Annotated in this window: 19 protein-coding genes; 12 read left to right on the top strand and 7 right to left on the bottom strand. The window is 71.2% G+C overall.

Going from position 1 to position 17,991, the window contains the following annotated elements; all coding sequences use genetic code 11:
* Window positions 1-42: 42 nt before the first annotated feature.
* From ASG52_RS16330 to ASG52_RS16320, 3 genes are all read left to right on the top strand, one after another.
* Window positions 43-327 carry an acylphosphatase gene (locus ASG52_RS16330; RefSeq protein WP_056245344.1) on the top strand — a complete coding sequence of 95 codons (285 nt, stop codon included), beginning with the start codon at window positions 43-45 and terminating at the stop codon, window positions 325-327.
* A gap of 81 nt (window positions 328-408) precedes the next feature.
* Entirely contained in the window at window positions 409-1,122 is a 714-nt protein-coding gene (locus ASG52_RS16325; RefSeq protein ID WP_056245339.1) for a DUF599 domain-containing protein, read from the top strand.
* Window positions 1,112-1,375: a DUF3253 domain-containing protein gene (locus ASG52_RS16320; RefSeq protein WP_056245337.1), complete on the top strand. Its 264-nt coding sequence runs from the start codon at window positions 1,112-1,114 to the stop codon at window positions 1,373-1,375. Before ASG52_RS16325 ends, ASG52_RS16320 begins: the two co-directional genes overlap by 11 nt.
* A gap of 3 nt (window positions 1,376-1,378) precedes the next feature.
* On the opposite strand, the gene ASG52_RS16315 is transcribed toward ASG52_RS16320, so the two are convergent.
* From ASG52_RS16315 to epmA, 4 genes are read right to left on the bottom strand one after another with little or no spacing between them, the layout of a single operon-like run.
* Window positions 1,379-2,176, bottom strand: coding sequence for a YdcF family protein (locus ASG52_RS16315; protein WP_056245334.1), 798 nt, complete (start codon window positions 2,174-2,176; stop codon window positions 1,379-1,381).
* A 58-nt stretch (window positions 2,177-2,234) separates the two neighbouring features.
* Window positions 2,235-2,858: a glutathione S-transferase family protein gene (locus tag ASG52_RS16310; RefSeq protein WP_056245331.1), complete on the bottom strand. Its 624-nt coding sequence runs from the start codon at window positions 2,856-2,858 to the stop codon at window positions 2,235-2,237.
* Window positions 2,855-3,919 (bottom strand): lysine-2,3-aminomutase-like protein, encoded by a 1,065-nt coding sequence (locus ASG52_RS16305; protein WP_056245791.1) that lies wholly within the window; start codon window positions 3,917-3,919, stop codon window positions 2,855-2,857. The genes ASG52_RS16310 and ASG52_RS16305 overlap by 4 nt, the downstream gene beginning before the upstream one ends.
* A complete protein-coding gene (gene epmA, locus ASG52_RS16300; RefSeq protein WP_056245327.1) occupies window positions 3,916-4,974 on the bottom strand; it encodes an EF-P lysine aminoacylase EpmA in 1,059 nt (352 codons plus the stop codon). The genes ASG52_RS16305 and epmA overlap by 4 nt, the downstream gene beginning before the upstream one ends.
* 125 nt (window positions 4,975-5,099) lie before the next feature.
* On the opposite strand from epmA, the gene efp reads away from it, so the two are divergent.
* On the top strand, window positions 5,100-5,666 hold the full coding sequence (efp, locus tag ASG52_RS16295; protein ID WP_056245324.1) for an elongation factor P: 567 nt from the start codon (window positions 5,100-5,102) through the stop codon (window positions 5,664-5,666).
* 250 nt (window positions 5,667-5,916) lie between these two features.
* Here efp and ASG52_RS16290 read toward each other — a convergent pair whose 3' ends face one another.
* Window positions 5,917-6,900 (bottom strand): heparan-alpha-glucosaminide N-acetyltransferase, encoded by a 984-nt coding sequence (locus ASG52_RS16290; protein WP_502691081.1) that lies wholly within the window; start codon window positions 6,898-6,900, stop codon window positions 5,917-5,919.
* 248 nt (window positions 6,901-7,148) lie between these two features.
* Between ASG52_RS16290 and ASG52_RS16285 the strand changes: the two genes are divergently transcribed.
* From ASG52_RS16285 to bchO, 4 genes are read left to right on the top strand one after another with little or no spacing between them, the layout of a single operon-like run.
* Window positions 7,149-7,763 (top strand): cold-shock protein, encoded by a 615-nt coding sequence (locus ASG52_RS16285; RefSeq protein WP_056245319.1) that lies wholly within the window; start codon window positions 7,149-7,151, stop codon window positions 7,761-7,763.
* A 14-nt stretch (window positions 7,764-7,777) separates the two neighbouring features.
* Window positions 7,778-8,257: a DUF192 domain-containing protein gene (locus ASG52_RS16280; RefSeq protein ID WP_082552601.1), complete on the top strand. Its 480-nt coding sequence runs from the start codon at window positions 7,778-7,780 to the stop codon at window positions 8,255-8,257.
* Between the two features lie 4 nt (window positions 8,258-8,261).
* Window positions 8,262-10,127, top strand: coding sequence for a magnesium chelatase subunit D (locus ASG52_RS16275; protein WP_056245312.1), 1,866 nt, complete (start codon window positions 8,262-8,264; stop codon window positions 10,125-10,127).
* A 14-nt stretch (window positions 10,128-10,141) separates the two neighbouring features.
* Window positions 10,142-11,032 carry an alpha/beta fold hydrolase BchO gene (gene bchO / locus ASG52_RS16270; RefSeq protein ID WP_056245310.1) on the top strand — a complete coding sequence of 297 codons (891 nt, stop codon included), beginning with the start codon at window positions 10,142-10,144 and terminating at the stop codon, window positions 11,030-11,032.
* 33 nt (window positions 11,033-11,065) lie between these two features.
* On the opposite strand, the gene ASG52_RS16265 is transcribed toward bchO, so the two are convergent.
* Window positions 11,066-13,063 carry a methyl-accepting chemotaxis protein gene (locus tag ASG52_RS16265; RefSeq protein WP_056245307.1) on the bottom strand — a complete coding sequence of 666 codons (1,998 nt, stop codon included), beginning with the start codon at window positions 13,061-13,063 and terminating at the stop codon, window positions 11,066-11,068.
* 175 nt (window positions 13,064-13,238) lie between these two features.
* On the opposite strand from ASG52_RS16265, the gene ASG52_RS16260 reads away from it, so the two are divergent.
* From ASG52_RS16260 to ASG52_RS16245, 4 genes are all read left to right on the top strand, one after another.
* Window positions 13,239-14,018: an ABC transporter ATP-binding protein gene (locus ASG52_RS16260; RefSeq protein WP_056245303.1), complete on the top strand. Its 780-nt coding sequence runs from the start codon at window positions 13,239-13,241 to the stop codon at window positions 14,016-14,018.
* A 64-nt stretch (window positions 14,019-14,082) separates the two neighbouring features.
* A complete protein-coding gene (locus ASG52_RS16255; protein WP_056245301.1) occupies window positions 14,083-14,592 on the top strand; it encodes an OsmC family protein in 510 nt (169 codons plus the stop codon).
* Between the two features lie 66 nt (window positions 14,593-14,658).
* Window positions 14,659-15,348 carry a response regulator transcription factor gene (locus tag ASG52_RS16250; protein WP_056245299.1) on the top strand — a complete coding sequence of 230 codons (690 nt, stop codon included), beginning with the start codon at window positions 14,659-14,661 and terminating at the stop codon, window positions 15,346-15,348.
* On the top strand, window positions 15,345-16,817 hold the full coding sequence (locus ASG52_RS16245) for a HAMP domain-containing sensor histidine kinase (RefSeq protein WP_056245296.1): 1,473 nt from the start codon (window positions 15,345-15,347) through the stop codon (window positions 16,815-16,817). Before ASG52_RS16250 ends, ASG52_RS16245 begins: the two co-directional genes overlap by 4 nt.
* A gap of 21 nt (window positions 16,818-16,838) precedes the next feature.
* On the opposite strand, the gene ASG52_RS16240 is transcribed toward ASG52_RS16245, so the two are convergent.
* Window positions 16,839-17,870: an aldo/keto reductase gene (locus tag ASG52_RS16240; protein WP_056245293.1), complete on the bottom strand. Its 1,032-nt coding sequence runs from the start codon at window positions 17,868-17,870 to the stop codon at window positions 16,839-16,841.
* Window positions 17,871-17,991: the final 121 nt, after the last annotated feature.

The raw sequence follows: 17,991 nt of genomic DNA, 5'->3' as shown, positions 1-17,991 counted from the left end.
TCCGAGGGCTTCCGGCTCGGCTTCGACCGGGAGCCTCTCGATTTGAGTTCAGACGCGAAAAAAACGATCCGCGCGGTGATCTCCGGCCGCGTGCAGGGCGTGTCCTACCGGGCCTGGACGCGGAAACGCGCGCTGCATCACGGCGTGGCCGGCTGGGTCCGCAACCGGCCCGACCGGACGGTCGAGGCGCTGTTCTCCGGTCCCGAGGCGGCGATCGATGCGCTGCTCGCCGAGTGCCGCCGCGGCCCGCTCATGGCCCGTGTCGATGACATCGCGGTCGGCGCGACCGAGCCGTTCACGGGTGAAGGATTCGAGATCCTGTCCTGATCGGGGCTTGCCGCTGCGGCCCGCGGCCTGTAGCGGCGCAGGCATGGCTACGAACCGAACGGGTAGGACCCCGCGCTGACGATGTGGGACATCCGCGCCTTCTCGCCCCTCGACCTCACCGCACTCGTGTTCTTCGTCGCGGCCTGGGTCGGCTACAGCCTCGCGGTGCAACGCCGCCGCGGCGACCGGTTGAGCCTCAGCCAGATCATGAACCGGCAGCGGCGCAACTGGGCGGCCCAGATGATCGCCCGCGACAACCGCGTGGTGGACACCACCATCAACGCCTCGCTCCAGAACGGCACCGCCTTCTTCGCTTCGACCTCGCTGATCGCGCTGGGCTCGGTGCTGACGCTGTCGCGCTCGGGCGACGACGTGCTCAACCTGTTCTCGGCTCTGCCGTTCGGCTCGGCGACGACGCGGGCGACCTGGGAGATCAAGGTCGCGGGGCTCGCGGTCGTGTTCGTCTACGCCTTCTTCAAGTTCGCCTGGGCCTACCGGTTGTTCAACTACGGCGCGATCCTGATCGGCGCGGTGCCGCCGAAAGGCTCGGGCGCCCCCGAGGACGTGATGCGCCGCGCCGCCGAGCGGGCCGGCGCCATGAACGTCGCGGCGGGCTCGCATTTCGCGAAAGGACAACGCGCCTTCCTGTTCGCTTTGGCCTATCTCGGCTGGTTCGTGAGCGCGCCGGTGCTGATGCTGGCGACCGGCAGCGTGGTGTTCGTGATGTGGCGGCGCCAGTTCGCCTCGCCGATCCGCGCGGCGCTCCTCGCCGAGGAAGATCATCATGGCCAGTGAAGTCGAGATCGAAGAGACGATGCTGCGCCTCGTCGCGGAGCGGGGTTCGGACAAGACCTGCTGCCCGTCCGAAGTCGCCCGCGCGCTCGGCGGCTCGCATCCCGACGGCTGGGGCCCCTTGATGCAGCCGGTGCGGCGCGTGGCCGTGCGGCTGACCAAGGAAGGCCGGGTGCAGATCGTGCGCAAGGGCAAGCCGGTGGCCGACCCGGATGATTTTCGCGGGATATACCGCCTCAGCCTGCCGCGCGGCTGAGCATCAAGGCGCGGGCAGCCACGTCTTGGTATAGCCCGCGAACTTGTAGGCGATCAGCCCGATCCACTCCTTCACGCCGATGTCGAACTCCGACAGGCCGTCCGAGGCGAAGGTGGTGAGGCGGTAGGCGTCGCGCGGGCCGCTGGTGCGGTAATCGACCGGATAGGCGGTGACCGGGAACCCGGCCTCGCGAAAACAGCCGATGGCGCGGGGCATGTGCCAGGCGGAGGTGACGAGCAGCCAGCGCTCGCCCGGCTTCGGCAGCACCGTGCGGGCGGAAAACACCGCGTTCTCGCGGGTGTTGCGGGATTGCTGCTCCAGGATCAGCCGGTTGCGCGGCACGCCGAGGCTGTCGGCGAAGCGGCTGACGATCTCGGCCTCCGAGATCGGGTGCTCGCGCATGGCGCCGCTGCCGCCGGAGAAGACGAGCCGGGCCTGCGGATAGCGCCGGGCGAGGTCGGCGAGCGCGATCTCCCGCTCGCCCGCATCGTTGACGGTGATCTGGTCGCGGGAAATCGAGGTGTCGGCCTCGACCGCGCCGCCGAGCACGACGATGCCGGCGACCGGCGCGCCGTCGTCGGCGAAGGCCGGAAACTGGTTCTCCAGCGGCATCAGCACCCAGGCCGAGAGCGGCCCGAGGCCCGCGATCAGCAGGCCCAAAAAGCCCGCGAGTGCCATCGCCCGCCCGAGGGTGCGACCGAATTCCGTGAACAGCAGCAGGCAGCCGAGCAATCCGAGCATGATCAAAAAGTTCGACGGCGTGATGACGAAGAAGATCAGCTTCGACAGCGGGAAGAACATTTTTCGTCCGGTCGGTCGGGGCGCGGCGTCCGCCATGGGATGACCTCCGCCCTATGGCTCAGGTGAGCGGCAGCGACAGAACGGACGAACTGGCCGAACGTTGCGCCAACCGGTCGCGCCACGCGACGATGTGCGGTCGCTCCACCTTTTCGAACGGCAGGATCAACCAACGATGGGCCGCGCAGCCCACCGCGATGTCGGCGATGGAGAAGGTCTCGCCGGCGACGTAGGGCGTACCTGCGAGGTGCCGGTCGAGCGTCTCGGCGCAGCGTTCGCCCGCCGCCTGCGAGGCCTCGATCACCGCCGCGTTGCGCTTCTCGGGCGCGACCCGCACGAGCTGGAGGAAGGCGTCGCGCATGGCCGGGGTGAAGGCGGTGGCCTGCCAGTCGAGCCACTGGTCGATCAGGGCACGGGCGCGCGGTTCTTCGGGCAGCGCCAGCACGCCACCATGGGCATGGGCGAGGTAGCGCAGGATCGCGTTCGACTCCCACAGGACGAAGCCGTCCTCTTCGAGCGTCGGCACGAGGCCGTTGGGGTTCATCGCACGGTAGCGCGCCTCGCCGACGATGCCGTGGGCGCCGCCGGCCTCGATGGGCTCATAGGGCAGAGCCAGCTCTTCGAGGCCCCAGATCGCCTTCTGGACGTTGGCCGAACTCGCCCGTCCCCACAGCCTGCGCGTCATCGGTCGTCCTTCGGCGGGTAGGGATGCACCGTGCCCTGCGGATCGGTGACGCGCCAGCCCTCGGGCGCTTCATCGAGATAGCCCGGCCCCACCGGCACCTTGCCGTGGCCGCCAGGGATGTCGAGCACGTAGGTCGGCTGCGCCAGCCCCGACAGGCGACCGCGCAACGTCCGCATCAGCGCCTGCCCCTCGGAGAGGGACGTGCGCAGATGGCCGGTGCCCGGCGCGAGGTCGCCGTGATGCAGATAGTAGGGCTTGATCCGGTTCTCGACGAAGCGGCGCATCAGGGCTTCGAGCGTCTGCGCGTCGTCGTTGACGCCGCGCAGCAGCACGCTCTGGCTCACCATCGGGATGCCGGCATCGACCAGCCGGGCGCAGGCGGCGCGGGCGGAGTCCGAGAATTCGCGCGGATGGTTGGCGTGGAGCGCCACGTAGACCGCTCCGGGAAATTTTTTGAGAGCTGCGACGAGGGCGTCGTCCACGCGGGCGGGCTCCACCACGGGCACGCGGGTGTGGAGGCGCAGCACCTTCACGTGCGGGATCGCGCCGAGCGCAGCGGCGATGGAGGCGAGGCGCCGGGGCGAGAGAGCGAACGGGTCGCCGCCGGTGAGCACGACCTCCCAGATCTCGTCCCGCGCCGCGATGTAGGCGTAGGCGGCCTGAAGCTCCGCCTCGGTGAGCGTGCCGTGGCCGTCGGGCCCGACGCGCTCGCGGCGGAAACAGAAGCGGCAATAGACCGGGCAGACGTGGAGCGGCTTCAGCAGCACCCGGTCGGGATAGCGGTGGACGAGGCCGGGCAGCGGGCTGTGCGCGTCGTCGCCGATCGGGTCGGCGCGTTCTTCCGGGGTGGTCTCGATCTCTTCGGAGCGGGGGAGGAATTGGCGGGCGATGGGGTCGTCCGGGTCGGCCGGGTCGATCAGTTCGGCGATGTCGGGCGTGACGGAGACGGCGTAGCGGGCGGCGACGCGTTCGAGGGCAGTCAGGTTTTCCGCGGGCACGAGACCGGCCTCGACCAGGGCTCTCGGGTCCTTCACCGCGCGCTCGAATCGGGAAAGGCTCACTTGGCACCGCCCCGCGCCACCGGCGTCCACACCACGTCGTCGATCCGCGGCGCGCCGGTCGCCAGCATCACCAGCCGATCCAGTCCGAGGGCGATGCCGCTCGCCTCCGGCATGATCGCCAGCGCGTCCAGAAACTCCTCGTCGATCGGGTAGCGCTCGCCGTAGACCCGCGCCTTCTCGGCCATCTCGATCTCGAAGCGGCGGCGCTGCTCGGCCGGGTCGGTCAGCTCGCCGAAGGCGTTGGCGAGTTCGACGCCGCAGGCATAGAGTTCGAAGCGCTCGGCCACCCGCGGATCGTAGGGAACGGGGCGGGCGAGCGCCGCCTCGCTCACAGGGTACTCGCACAGGATCGTCGGCCGGTCCTTGCCGAGATGCGGCTCGATCAGCCCGACGAGGACGCGGGAAAACAAGTCGGCCCAAGTGTCGTCGGCCGCGACCCGCAGGCCGCGGGTGACGACCTGCGCGGCCAGCCCCTCGCGGTCGGTGGCGCCATCGGGCGCGAGGGTGGCCAGGAGATCGATGGCGGCATGGCGCTCAAAAGCTTCCGCCAAGGTCAGCCGCTCGAAGGGGGCGAACGGATCGGAGGTCCGCCCGCGAAAGCTCAAGTGCCTTGCCCCCGCGGCCTCGGCGGCGAGCGCGAGCAGGGCGGCGCAATCGGCCATCAGCGCGTCGTAGGTCTCCCCAGCCCGGTACCATTCGAGCATGGTGAATTCGGGGTGATGCAGTGCGCCGCGCTCACGATTGCGGAACACCCGGGCAAGGCTGAACAGGCGCGGCTCGCCCGCCGCCAGGAGCTTCTTGCAGGCGAATTCCGGCGAGGTGTGAAGGTAGAGCGGCGCGCGCGTCCCGTCCGGCAGCAGCGCCTCGGTGGCGAAGGCCGAGAGATGCGCCTCGTTGCCCGGCGACACTTGAAGCGCGGCAGCCTCGACCTCGACGAAGTCGCGCTCCGCGAACCAGCCGCGCAACCCCGCGACGATGCGGTTGCGGGTGATCAGCAGGGGCCGGCGGTCCGCGTGGACGGCCGGCTGCCACCAGGGTGTCCCCTCGGCGCTCACGCGGAAAACCGCTTCGGCTGGCAACGGGAGCCCGGATAGGGTAGGGCCTCGCGGATGATTCCGCTCGCACGGCCGTCCGGCGTGTGGGGCAGTGCCGTTCTCGTCAAGCCTTAAGGTCCACGCTCGTGAAAGTGATCGCCAGTACCCTTCGCAAGGGCAACGTCGTCGAGAAGGACGGCAAGCTCTACGTCATCCTGACGGCGGAGAACATCCACCCCGGCAAGGGCACCCCGGTCACCCAGCTCGACATGCGCCGCATCACCGACGGCGTGAAGATCGCCGAGCGCTACCGCACCACCGAGCAGGTCGAGCGCGCCTTCGTCGAGGATCGCGACCACACGTTCCTGTACCAGGACGGCGAAGGGTTCCACTTCATGAACCCCGAGAACTACGAGCAGATCGCGGTGCCCGAGGACGTGGTCGGCGACGCCGCCCCCTACCTCCAGGAAAACATGACCGTCACGCTCTCGACCCACAACGGCGTGCCGCTGACGATCGAGCTGCCCCAGCGCGTCACGCTGGAGATCGTCGAGACCGAGCCGGTGACGAAGGGCCAGACCGCCTCCTCGTCCTACAAGCCGGCGATCCTGTCGAACGGCGTGAAGACCAGCGTCCCGCCCCACATCTCCACCGGCACCCGCGTCGTCATCATGACGGCGGATGGATCGTACGTGGAGCGTGCGAAGGACTGAGCTGGCCTTCCCGGCGAAGCCGGATTCCCCTCTCCGGCACGCGGGGAGAGGCCTGCATGGACCCCGTCGTCCATGCAGGAAGCGGAGGCGAAGCCGCAGCGGCGGTGAGGGGGCGTGGCCGGAGGAGGCTTCTCCTGAACCGCCCCCTCACCACCGGCTGCCGCCTCGCTTCGGCGACGACGAGGTCGCCGAAGCCCTCTCCCCGCACAGCGGGGCGAGGGGATGCGCGGTCGACGCCGCGTTTATCGATTCACGGTGCCGGCGCCGTCCCCTCGGCGGCCTCGTAGCAGCCCTGCGACAGCCCCTGCGCCTTCAGCCGCTGCTCCGGCGCATAGGGGGCACCCAACCCCCACAATCCCTCCCGCCGCAGCGCCTGCTCGGTGCAGCGCGCCGCGACCCGGCACGCGTCCGGCCCGCCGCCGGTGCGGACGCAGTTCGTCGCGTAGTTCGCGCGAAAGCTCGCCGCCCCGGCCCGCGGATGCGGCCCGGTGAGGCTGACAAGGCCATACAGCACGGCCAGCAGCACCGGCTGATGCACCAGATAGACGGCGAGGCTGTGCCGCCCGGCGAAGGCCGCCGCCCGCGCGGGCCGGCTCCGCGCGCGCCAGCGGGCGAGCGGCCCGCTCACGGAAGCCGGCCCGCCGAGCCGGGCGAGCGCGATGCCGGCCAGCACCATCCCGAACCAGGGAAACAGCGGCACCCAATCGTTGGTGTCCGGCCGCAGCCGTCCGAGCCCGAGGAAATACAGCTCCGGCGCATCGAGCAGCGGATGCGCGATCAGCGCGGGCGCCAGCAGCACCGCCATCGCGGTGAGCGCCGTGAGCCAGACCGGCGCGAACACGAACGGCAGGCCGAGCAGGCTCGACAGGGCGATGCAGTGCAGGATGCCGAAGAAGATGTAGCTGTCGGGAAACGCGAAGTAGGTCGCGACCGTGATGAGTCCCGCCGCCCCGCCGATCCGGGCGATCCGCATGGAAAAGGCTTCGAGACGCACCCCACGCCGGTTGGCCAGCACCAGCCCGATGCCGACCAGCAGCAGGAACGATCCGGCGATGACGTGGGCGGCCAGCCGCCCCGGCGGGGTCAGGGCAAAATTCTCCGGCGTCAGCCTGAGGAAACCGAGATCCCATAGGGTGTGGTAGCCCGCCATCGCGGCGAGCGCGACGGCGCGGGCGACGTCGAGGGCATCGATGCGGCTTCGCGGCGCGGCGGCGGGTGGCGGCGAGACGGACAGAGAGACGTACAGAGAAACGAACATGCGGCGGCCCTACCATTCCGCTCCGGACGGGGCGAGGATGGGCGTGTCCTCGGCTGCTCGATCCTTCGGCATCCTTCGCGACATCAGGTGAGGCGCCGCCGCCATGGCGGGCAAAATTGCTTCGGCCGAGTGTCTCAATGCCGGTCAAACGGGCTTTCAGGGAATCGGGACTTTGTTAACGTAGCAGCGGAATTGCGCGGCGCGATTCGGCACGGGTTGCTTACATGTCGAACGATTACGGAGCCGGTCCGGGCCTCGCCCGGTCCACGGAGTCCCCGGACTCCGCACGGGACCTCGACCACGGGGCGGAGGCCGAGCCGCCGCTCGACCTCGTCGAGATCGCGGGCCACATCAAGTGGTTCGACGTGTCGAAGGGGTTCGGGTTCATCGTCCCCGACGACGGCTCGCCGGACGTGCTGCTGCACATCACCTGCCTGCGCCGCGACGGGCACCAGGCCGCCAGCGAGGGCGCCCGGATCGTGGTCGAGGCCGTGCGCCGCGCCCGCGGCTGGCAGACCTTCCGGGTGATCTCGCTCGATCAATCGACCGCGGTCCACCCCTCCGAACTGCCGATGCCGCGCACCCACGTCTCGGTCACGCCGACGAGCGGGCTGGAGACCGCGGTGGTGAAGTGGTTCAACCGCCTGCGCGGCTTCGGCTTCGTCAGCCGCGGCGAGGGCACGCCGGACATTTTCGTCCATATGGAAACCCTGCGCCGTTACGGCATCGCCGAGCTGAAACCGGGCGAGACGGTGCTGGTGCGCTACGGCGACGGCTCGAAGGGTGCTATGGCGGCGGAAGTCCGCCTCGTCGACGGGGCGCTTCCGGCCTCCCACTGACGGGGTTTTTGCAAGTGCGCGTTCCCTCGAAGATCGTCCTGGCCTGCCTCGCTGCGCTGGCCGTCCCGCTGGCTGCGCCCCACGCCGAGGAGCCGTCGGCAACGATCGAACAGGCGCCGACCGAGCCGCTTGCCATCGTGACCAAGGACGGGCGCCGCGCCTTCAAGGTCGAGGTGATGCGCAACGACGCCCAGCGCGCCAAGGGCCTGATGTACCGCCGCACCATGGCGGCCGACCACGGCATGCTGTTCGACTTCGAGCGTCCGTTGCCGGTCAACATGTGGATGAAGAACACCTACCTGCCGCTCGACATGGTGTTCATCCGCTCCGACGGCTCGATCGCCCGCATCGCCGCCGACACCGAGCCGCTGTCGACGCAGATCATCCCCTCGGGCGAGCCGGTGCTGTCGGTGCTCGAACTGAACGCCGGCACCGCGGCCAAGCTCGGCATCCGGGCCGGCGACCGGGTCGAGCACCCGCTGTTTCGGCGCTGACGCCTTGGGCGAGCCCGCGCCGAACCCGGCCTGGGACGACAGCCTGCGCGCCCTCGCGCTGTTCGCCGCCGACCCGCACGGCCTCGGCGGCCTCGTGCTGCGCGCCGGCGCCGGCCCGGTCCGCGACCGCTGGCTCGACCTTTTGCGCACGCACATCGCCGGTCCGCTGCGGCGTCTGCCTCCCGGCATCGGCGACGACCGCCTGATCGGCGGCCTCGACCTGCCCGCGACGTTGCGCGCCGGCCGCCCGGTGGCCCAGAGCGGCCTGCTCGCGGAGGCCGATGGCGGCGTCGTGATCGTGCCGATGGCCGAGCGCCTGGAACCCGGCACCGTCGCCCGTCTCTGCGCCGCCCTCGACACCGGCGTGATCGCGCTGGAACGCGACGGCCTCGCCGCCCGCCTGCCGGCCCGGATCGGGCTGGTGCTGCTCGACGAAGGCATCGAGGACGAGGCGGTGGCCGAGGCTTTGGCCGACCGGCTGGCCTTCCGGATCGATCTGACCGGGGTGAGCCTGCGCGAAGCGGAAACTACTCCTTCCTACACCCCCCCTCATCCTGAGGTGCCCGCGCAGCGGGCCTCGAAGGAGGGCTCCAGCCAGCCACGCGCTCCGCTGGAGCCCTCCTTCGAGGCTGCGCTGCGCTTCGCACCTCAGGATGAGGGGGAGGGATGGGAGGAGCGGGGCGGTGTTTCGGTGGAACTCGCGGACGATCCCGTCACGATCCTCTGCAACACCGCCGCAGCGCTGGGCATCGCCTCCCTGCGCGCCCCGCTTCTAGCCCTGCGCGCCGCACGGATCGCCGCGGGCGGCCCACCGGACGACGCCGCGCTGATGGAGGCCGCCCGCCTCGTCCTGGCGCCGCGGGCGACGCGGCTTCCCGCGCCCCAACCGCAGGACGGCGAGGCGAGCGCGCCGGAGGAACAGGCCGAGCCGCCGCCGGAGACCCAATCTCAGCCGGACGATTCGCCGCCCCCCGAGAGCGAGGCAGACGAATCCGCCCAACCCCAAAAGAACCTCGACGAGGTGGTGATCGAGGCCGCCCAGGCGGCGATCCCGAAAGACCTGCTGGCGCGGCTGCTCGCGGGTGGACCGTCGCTCCGCAAGGCCGAGGCCGGGCGCAAGGGCGCGGCGGCGGCGTCCCAACACAAGGGCCGGCCGGTGGGGAGCCGGCCGGGCGACCCGCGCCGCGGGCGGCTCGACCTGATCGCGACGCTCCGCACCGCCGCCCCCTGGCAGCGCCTGCGCCGAGGCGAGGGGGAGACGCGCCGCGTGATCGTCGCCCCGGAGGATTTTCGCATCCGCCGCTTTCGCCAGCGCAGCGAGACCACGGCGATCTTCTGCGTCGATGCTTCCGGCTCTGCGGCCCTGGAGCGGCTGGCCGAGGCCAAGGGCGCGGTCGAGCTGCTGCTGGCCGAAGCTTACGTCCGGCGCGACCGGGTGGCGCTCGTGGCCTTCCGCGGCGCGGGCGCCGAGGTGCTGCTGCCGCCGACGCGTTCGCTGGTGCGGGCCAAGCGCGCGCTCGCCGGCCTGCCCGGCGGCGGCGGCACGCCGCTCGCGGCCGGGCTCGACGCCGCTACCGCCCTCGGGCTCGCGGTGCGCCGGGCCGGCGGCACGCCGGTCGTTGTGCTGCTCACCGACGGGCGCGCCAACGTCGCCCGCTCCGGCCTCGGCGGGCGGGCGCTGGCGGGCGAGGAGGCGTTGGCCGCGGGCCGCGCCATCCGCCATCACGGCCTGCGCATCCTCGTCATCGACACCGGCGCCCGGCCCGACGGAGCGCGGGCCCTCGCGGACGCCGCGCAGGCGCGCTACTGCCCGCTGCCGATGGCGGATGCCGGGAGCGTGCGCGCCGCCGTGCGCGCGGCGACGGCGTGAGCGCAGGGTACGTCATGCCGCTTTTCGAAGACGACCGCCCCATGTGGGAGCGCGACGGCCGCGACTGGCCCCACCGCGCCGCCAGCCGGTTCGTCGAGGCCGCGGGCTTGCGCTGGCACATCCAGGAGTTCGGCGACCCTGAAAAACCCGGCCTGCTGCTCCTGCACGGCACCGGGGCGGCGACCCATTCCTGGCGCGGCCTCGCCCCGCTGCTGGCCGAGCGCTACCGCGTGCTCGCCCCCGACCTGCCGGGCCACGGCTTCACCGATCCGCTGCCGCCACGGCGCCTGTCGCTGCCCGGCATGGCCGAGGCGGTGGCCGGGCTGACCGATTCTTTGAAATTTTCTCCGGCGCTCGCCATCGGCCATTCGGCGGGTGCGGCGGTGCTCGCCCGGATGTGCCTGGACAAGCGCATGGCTCCGGACCTGCTGGTCGCGCTCAACGGCGCGCTGACGCCGTTTCCGGGGGTGGCGAGCGTCCTGTTTCCCAGCATGGCCCGGCTGCTGTTCGTCAATCCGGTGACGCCGAAGCTGTTCGCCTGGAGCGCCGACAAGGCGGCGGTGCGGCGCCTCATCGACGGCACGGGCTCGCGCCTCGACCCAGCGGGTCTCGATCTCTACCGCCGCCTCTTCACCCGCGCCGGCCACGTCTCCGGTGCGCTCGGCATGATGGCGAACTGGGACCTCGCCGCGCTCGACCGCGACCTGCCGCGGCTCGCCACCAGCACGCTCCTCGTCGTCGGCAGCGAGGACAAGGCGATTCGCCCCGACACCGCCTTCGCGCTGCGAGACCGCCTCCCCGCCGCCCGCATCGAACTGGTGCGAGGCCTCGGCCACCTCGCCCACGAGGAGGCGCCGGGGCGCATCGCCGAGATCATCCTGCAAGAGGCTGCGGCGGACGCCTGATCGCGTCGGCCGGCAGTTCCCCTCAAAAGGGGCTCACGCCGCCCGGATCGCGTCGAGGAAGCCGTCCACCTCGCGCTTCACGCTGAGCGACTGCATCGACAGGTCGGCGGCCGCCGAGAGCACCTGACCGGCCGCGTCTCCGGTCTGGACCGAGGAGGTCCGCACCCGCTCGATATGGGCGCTCACGTCCTGGGTGCCGCGGGCGGCCTCGGCGGCGTTGCGCGAGATCTCGTTCGTGGCCGCCGTCTGCTCGGCCACGGTTGAGCTGATCACGGTGGCGATCTCGTTGATCGAGGCGATGGTGCCGCCGATCTGGCGCATCGCCGCCGCCGCCTTGGCGGTCGCCGACTGGATCGCCGCGATCTGCCCGGAGATCTCGTCGGTCGCCCGCGCCGTCTGTCCGGCAAGTTCCTTCACTTCGGACGCCACCACCGCGAAGCCGCGGCCGGCGTCGCCCGCGCGGGCGGCCTCGATCGTGGCGTTGAGGGCCAAGAGGTTGGTCTGCGCGGCGATCCCCGAGATCAGCGTGACGGCGTCGCCGATGCGGCTCGCCGCCGCGTCGAGCTGCGCCATCGCGGCATCCGTCGCCTGCGCCTCGCGGCTCGCGCCGCCCGCGACCTCGCTGGAGCGCAGCACCTGCCGCTCGATCTCGCGGAGCGACGCCACCATCTCCTCGGCGGCCGCCGCCACCATCTCGACATTGGCCGCGGTCTCGCCCGCGGCCCCGCTCGACGCGTCGGCCTGATGGCTGGTGGCGTCGGCCACGCTCGTCATCGAGCGGGCGGTGGCGTCGAGTTCGGTCGCCGCCGCGGTCACGATGTCCAGCGAGCCGCTGATCGAGCGCTGGAACCCCTGGACCAGGGCATCGACGCGGTCGGCGCGGCGCTGCCGGTCGGATTGCTCGGCCACCTGCTGCGCCTCCAGCGCGATCCGCGCGAGCGCGTTCTGGCGGAAGACCTCCACCGCGCGGGCCATCTCGCCGATCTCGTCGGCGCCGCCGTGGTCCGGGACGGTGATCTCGGTCTCGCCCGCGGCGAGCCGGTTCATCGCGCCGGTCATGCCGGAGAGCGGACGCACGATGCTGCGGGCGATGAGGACGGCAAGGCCCGCGCCCAGCGCCAGAACCAGCGCGATCAGGCCGAGCTGGACCGTCGCGGCGGTGTCGACGCTGGCCCGCGTCTCCGCCAGGATTTCGGCCATCCGGGCCTCGGCGATCCCGCGCGAGCGTAGGCCGACCGCCTTGATCTCGTCGGCCTTGGGCTTCACGCCGTCGGCGAACGCCGCGCGCCCGTCCTCGATCGCGGCGGAGGCGGCCTGGAAGGCGGCATCGTAGGCCGCGAGCGCGCCCTCGGCGGCCTTCTGCGCGGCGGCGAACTGCCCTTCCGAATCCGACGTCCGCACCACCTTCAGGGCCGCCTGGGCCTTGGCAACGTTGTCCGCGAAGGTTTTCGGGCCCTTCGGATCGAGGGTGGCGAGGAAGCGCCAGTTGGCGACCCGGACCAGCAGCACGGCGGCCTCCGCCGTCTGCACCTGGGCGAGCTGGGTCTGGCTGCCGTCCAGGCGCACCTCGCGCACGAGGGCGGTGGTGAGCTTCGTCAGCTCGTCGCCGCCGGTGAACAGCCGCGCCTTCGTCTCGGCGATGGCGGTGCCGCTGCGGCCGAGCCGGTCGAGGTCGCTCTTCATCGCCTCGGCCAGCACGGTGATCTGGCCGTAGAGCTTGCGCCGCTCCTCGTTGATCGTGGTGCGCACCACCTCGTCGCTGAGCGTCACGAGCTGTCCGCGGGTCGTCTCCATCGCCTGGAGCGTCTCGGCCTTGGGATCGGCCCTGAAATCGAGGGCTTGCGCCGTGAAGCGCTCGGCCAGCCCGTTCACCGTGAACAGCTTGCGGGTGATCTCCTCGATCCGCCCGCGGTTGTCGTACTGCTCCACGACGCGGCCGAGCCCATGATAGGAGAACGCGCCGAGCGCAGCGCCCATCAGCATGAGGCTGCCGAAACCGGCATAGAGACGATGGCGAAGGCCGAGCTTCATGGCAGGGGAACCGTCAAACCCGAAACGGGCATCGACTTAACCCATGACAAGTCCGACATAAGGAGCGGTTAAGGGGCCGATCCACGACCGGCGATCTCGGACGATGTGACCGGTTCGTCACTCGGGTGCCCTGCGGCCTTGCTCCCGGCGGGCTCCCGTGCATCGTCCTCCTGCCATGCTGAGCCTCCAGAGCCTCTCCAAGACCTATGCCGACGGCACCCGTGCCCTCGAATCCATCGATCTTTCCGTGCCGAATGCCGAGATCGTCGCGCTGATCGGCGGCTCGGGTTGCGGCAAGACCACGTTGCTGCGCCTCGTCGCCGGGCTCGACCGGCCGAGCGCGGGGAGCATCGCCCTCGACGGCGAGCCGATCACCGGCCCCCATCCCGGCGTCGGGCTGGTGTTCCAGGAGCCGCGGCTGCTGCCCTGGCTCGATGTCGCCGGCAATGTCGGCTTCGGCATCGCGGACCTCCCCAGGCGAGAGCGGACCGAGCGGATCGCCCACGCGCTGGAGCGGGTGGGACTGGCCGAGCATGCCGGGCGCTGGCCGCGGGAACTCTCCGGCGGGCAGCAGCAGCGGGTCTCGATCGCCCGCGCCTTCGTGGCCAATCCGCGGGTGCTGCTCCTCGACGAGCCGTTCTCGGCGCTCGACGCCTTCACCCGCAAGGACCTCCACCGCCACCTGCTGGCCCTGTGGGAGGAGGTGCGCCCGACCGTGCTGATCGTCACCCACGATGTCGGCGAGGCGGTGGCGCTGGCCGACCGGGCCATCGTCATGCGGCCCAAGCCCGGCCGCCTCGACGAGAGCGTGGCCCTCGACCTCGCCCGGCCCCGCGAGCCGTCCGCGCCCACGAGCGAGGCGGCGACGCGAAAGATTCTGGGGGCGCTCGACCGCTCGCTGCGCCCGCGCGACGCCGCGCGCGCGCCGGAACTGGCCGGCGGAAGCTCGTTCTGAGTTGTCGCGCGGGTACGAAACCCGTTAAGCCCGCCCGCATCAAGAAACGACCGAGGAAAACCCCATGGACGCCAACGCCCTGCGCGCACTCCAGGCCCCGCTGAAGGGCCAGTACCGCGAGAACCCGGATTCCGCCGTCATCACCCTCAAGGCCAAGGGCGCGCTCGACGACGCCAACATCGCCTGCAAGGTCGAGACCGGCCGCGCGCTGGCGGTGGCGGGCCTGCACCCGGCGACCGGCGGCTCGGGCGCCGAACTCTGCTCGGGCGACATGCTGCTCGAAGCTCTCGTCGCCTGCGCGGGCGTGACCGTGAAGGCGGTGGCCACGGCGCTCGAAATCCCGATCAAGGCCGGCACCGTCAGCGCCGAGGGCGACCTCGACTTCCGCGGCACGCTCGGCGTGGACAAGGAGGCCCCGGTCGGCTTCCGGGCGATCCGCCTGAAGTTCGACCTCGACACCGACGCCCCGCAGGAGAAGCTCGACCAGCTCCTCAAGCTGACCGAGCGCTACTGCGTCGTGTTCCAGACCCTCAATCACAAGCCCGAGCTGACGGTCGGCGCCTCCCGCTCCTGAGGCCGGCGCCTTACATCGGAGGGCGACGGTTCGCCCGTTGCCCTTCGACGCTCACACCGAAGCCCCATGCGCCTGCTCATCATCGAGGACGACCGCGAGGCCGCCGCCTACCTCACCAAGGCCTTTCGCGAGGCCGGCCACACCGTCGATCACGCAGGCGACGGCCTCGACGGCTACGCGCTCGCCCGCGAGGGCGCCTACGACGTCCTCATCGTCGATCGGATGCTGCCCAAGCTGGACGGGCTGTCCCTGGTGCGCTCACTGCGCGAGCAGGCCATCGCCACGCCGGTGCTGATTCTTTCGGCACTGGGTCAGGTGGACGACCGGGTGAAGGGGCTGCGCGCCGGGGGCGACGACTACCTCCCCAAGCCCTACGCCTTCTCGGAGTTGCTCGCCCGCACCGAGGTGCTGGCCCGGCGCCAGGCCGGTCCGGCGGGGGTGGCCGAGCCCACCGCCTACCGGGTCGGCGAACTCGAACTCGACCGGCTGTCCCACCGGGTCAGCCGGGCCGGCCGCGAAATCCCGCTCCAGCCGCGCGAATTCCGCCTGCTCGAATACCTGATGCGCCATGCCGGGCAGGTGGTCACACGAACGATGCTGCTCGAAAACGTCTGGGACTACCATTTCGACCCGCAGACGAACGTCATCGACGTCCACGTCTCGCGGCTGCGGGGCAAGATCGACCGCGGGTTCGAGCGGCCGATGATCCACACCGTGCGGGGTGCCGGCTACGTAGTGCGGACGGAGGAGCCGTGACGGCTCGGACCGAACCGCCCCGCGAGACCTTGCGGGCGCGTCTCCAGAAGGTCTTCCGCACGACGGCGTTCAAGCTGTCGCTCGCCTATCTCGTGCTGTTCGCGGTGCTCGCGAGCGTCGGCCTCGGCTACGTCGCCTGGAACGCGCGGCGCGTGCTCGACGACCAGATCGTCTCGACCATCGAGGCGGAGATCAACGGCCTGTCGGAGCAATATACGGCCGGGGGCCTGCGCCGCCTCATCGCCGTGGTGGAGCGCCGCGCCAGGGAGCCCGGCGCCTCGCTCTACCTCGTCACCACGCCGGCGGGCGAACACATCGTCGGCAATGTCAGCCGCGTGCCGGTGGGGGTGCTCTCGACGCCCGGCCAGTACGCCGGCCCCTACGACCGCGGATCGGATTCCGATCATGCCGAGCACCGGGCGATCATGCGGGTCTATACGCTCGCCGGGGGCTTTCGCCTGCTGGTGGGCCGCGACACCGAAGAGAGCGACCGCTTGCGCGCGGCCATCGGCAACACCTTCGGCTCCTCGCTGGCCCTCGTCTTGGTGCTCGGCGTCGTCGGCGGCTGGTTCGTGGCGAGCCGCGTGCTCAAGCGCGTGGACGACATGACCGAGACGACCCGCACCATCATGGCGGGCGACCTCGACGGGCGCCTCAAGGTCTCGGGCAGCGGCGACGAGCTGGACCGCCTCGCCCAGAACCTCAACCTGATGCTGGAGCGCATCGGCGAGCTGATGCGCGGCATGCGCGAGGTCTCGGACAACATCGCCCACGACCTCAAGACCCCGCTCACCCGCCTACGCAACCGCGCCGACGAGGCCCTGCGCACCGCCGGGTCGCCCGACGACCTGCGGGCGGCGATCGAAGGCATCGTCGAGGACAGCGACGGGCTGATCCGGGTGTTCAACGCGCTGCTCACCATCGCCCGGCTGGAGGCCGGCAACGCGCCCGACACCGCGGGTACGACCTTCGATGGGGGCGAAGTCGCGGGCGCGATGGCCGAACTCTACGAGGCTTTGGCCGAGGAGCGCGGCCTGCATCTCAGCTTCACGAGCGAGCCGGACCTGCCGCTGCGGGGCAACCGCGAGCTGGTGGGTCAGGCGCTCGCCAACCTCATCGACAACGCCATCAAATACGGCGCGGGCGGTGCCCCCGAGATCACGGTCGCGGCGCGGCGCGACGGCGACAGCGTCACCTTACGCGTCGCCGACCACGGCCCCGGCGTGCCCGAGGCCGATCGCGCGCGCGTGCTCGACCGGTTCGTGCGCCTCGACGCCGCCCGCACCCGCCCCGGCTTCGGCCTGGGCCTCAGCCTCGTCGCCGCGGTGGCGCGCCTGCACGGCGGGAGCTTGAGCCTCGACAACAACGCGCCGGGGCTGGCCGTCACCCTGACCTTGCCGATGGCCGAGGACCGGGAGCCGGGCCGACCGGCCCAACCCCTCGCATCTTCGATGCGGCCGGAATCGTAGCGTTCGAAGAGGGGTTTCGCCTCACCACGCCGTCGGCTTCGGGTTGCGCTCGTCGAACCCCATCTGGTGCCAGTACGGATAGACCGGGTTCTCCCGGCTCGCCGCGTCGAGGCGGGCGATCTGATCGGGGGTCAGGGTCCAGCCGACCGCGCCGAGGTTCTGGCGCAACTGCTCCTCGTTGCGGGCGCCGATGACGATGTTACACACCGTCGGGCGGGTCAGCAGCCACGCCAGCGCCACCTGAGAGACGGTCTTGCCGGTCTCCTCCGCCACCGCGTCCAGCGCATCGACCACGCCGTAAAGATACTCGTCCGAGACGGTCGGCCCGCCCTCGGCACCGCCCGCGGCGATGCGGCCGGAGGCGGCGGGCTGCCCGCGCCGGATCTTGCCCGTGAGCCGGCCCCAGCCGAGCGGGCTCCACACCATCAGGCCGACGCCCTGGTCGAGGCCGAGCGGCATCAGCTCCCACTCGTAATGGCGGCCGATCAGCGAGTAGTAGCCCTGATAGACGACGTAGCGGGCGAGCCCGTCGCGCTCGGAGGTGGCCAGCGCCTTCATCAGCTGCCAGCCGGAAAAGTTCGAGGCGCCGATATAGCCGATCTTGCCCGACCGGGTCAGGTCGTCCAGCGCCCGCAGGGTCTCCTCGACGGGGGTGAGCGCGTCGAAGCCGTGCATGAAGTAGATGTCGATATGGTCGGTGCCGAGCCGCTTCAGGCTCGCCTCGCAGGAGCGGATCAGGTGATGGCGCGAGGAGCCGACTTGGTTCGGGCCGTCCCCTGAGCGGAAGGTCGCCTTGGTCGAGATCAAGAGCCGGTCGCGGCGCCCCTTGATCGCCTCGCCCAAGATCTTCTCGGAATCGCCGCTCGAATAGATGTCGGCGGTGTCAAGGAAGTTGACGCCCGATTCCAGGCAGATGTCGATCAGGCGGCTCGCCTGCGCCACGTCGGTGCTGCCCCAGCGCTCGAAGAAGGCGTCGGTGCCGCCGAAGGTGCCGGTGCCGAGGCTGAGAACGGGCACGGTCAGGCCCGAGCGTCCGAACTGGCGGTGTTCCATGATGTGCCGCTCCGCTTGGGTAATGGGGCACGCCGACTCGCCCGAAGGCCCTCGCGTGCATCGCGGCAACGCGCGTGCGGGGCACCGGTTCGTGGGCCTGCGCCACATCGCCGCCACGGAG

Origin of the sequence: Methylobacterium sp. Leaf456, assembly GCF_001425465.1 — a bacterium.
Taxonomy (GTDB): Bacteria; Pseudomonadota; Alphaproteobacteria; order Rhizobiales; family Beijerinckiaceae; genus Methylobacterium.
Note: the sequence above shows the minus strand (reverse complement) of the source record. Positions and strands in the feature narration are given on the sequence as shown.

What these genes read in the sequence shown, in the direction of transcription:
- ASG52_RS16325 (WP_056245339.1), top strand. Translation starts at nt 409, where the DNA reads ATGTGGGACATCCGCGCCTTCTCGCCCCTCGACCTCACCGCACTCGTG.
- ASG52_RS16320 (WP_056245337.1), top strand. Translation starts at nt 1,112, where the DNA reads ATGGCCAGTGAAGTCGAGATCGAAGAGACGATGCTGCGCCTCGTCGCG.
- ASG52_RS16315 (WP_056245334.1), bottom strand. Translation starts at nt 2,176, where the DNA reads ATGTTCTTCCCGCTGTCGAAGCTGATCTTCTTCGTCATCACGCCGTCG.
- ASG52_RS16310 (WP_056245331.1), bottom strand. Translation starts at nt 2,858, where the DNA reads ATGACGCGCAGGCTGTGGGGACGGGCGAGTTCGGCCAACGTCCAGAAG.
- ASG52_RS16285 (WP_056245319.1), top strand. Translation starts at nt 7,149, where the DNA reads ATGTCGAACGATTACGGAGCCGGTCCGGGCCTCGCCCGGTCCACGGAG.
- bchO (WP_056245310.1), top strand. Translation starts at nt 10,142, where the DNA reads ATGCCGCTTTTCGAAGACGACCGCCCCATGTGGGAGCGCGACGGCCGC.
- ASG52_RS16265 (WP_056245307.1), bottom strand. Translation starts at nt 13,063, where the DNA reads ATGAAGCTCGGCCTTCGCCATCGTCTCTATGCCGGTTTCGGCAGCCTC.
- ASG52_RS16260 (WP_056245303.1), top strand. Translation starts at nt 13,239, where the DNA reads ATGCTGAGCCTCCAGAGCCTCTCCAAGACCTATGCCGACGGCACCCGT.
- ASG52_RS16255 (WP_056245301.1), top strand. Translation starts at nt 14,083, where the DNA reads ATGGACGCCAACGCCCTGCGCGCACTCCAGGCCCCGCTGAAGGGCCAG.
- ASG52_RS16250 (WP_056245299.1), top strand. Translation starts at nt 14,659, where the DNA reads ATGCGCCTGCTCATCATCGAGGACGACCGCGAGGCCGCCGCCTACCTC.
- ASG52_RS16240 (WP_056245293.1), bottom strand. Translation starts at nt 17,870, where the DNA reads ATGGAACACCGCCAGTTCGGACGCTCGGGCCTGACCGTGCCCGTTCTC.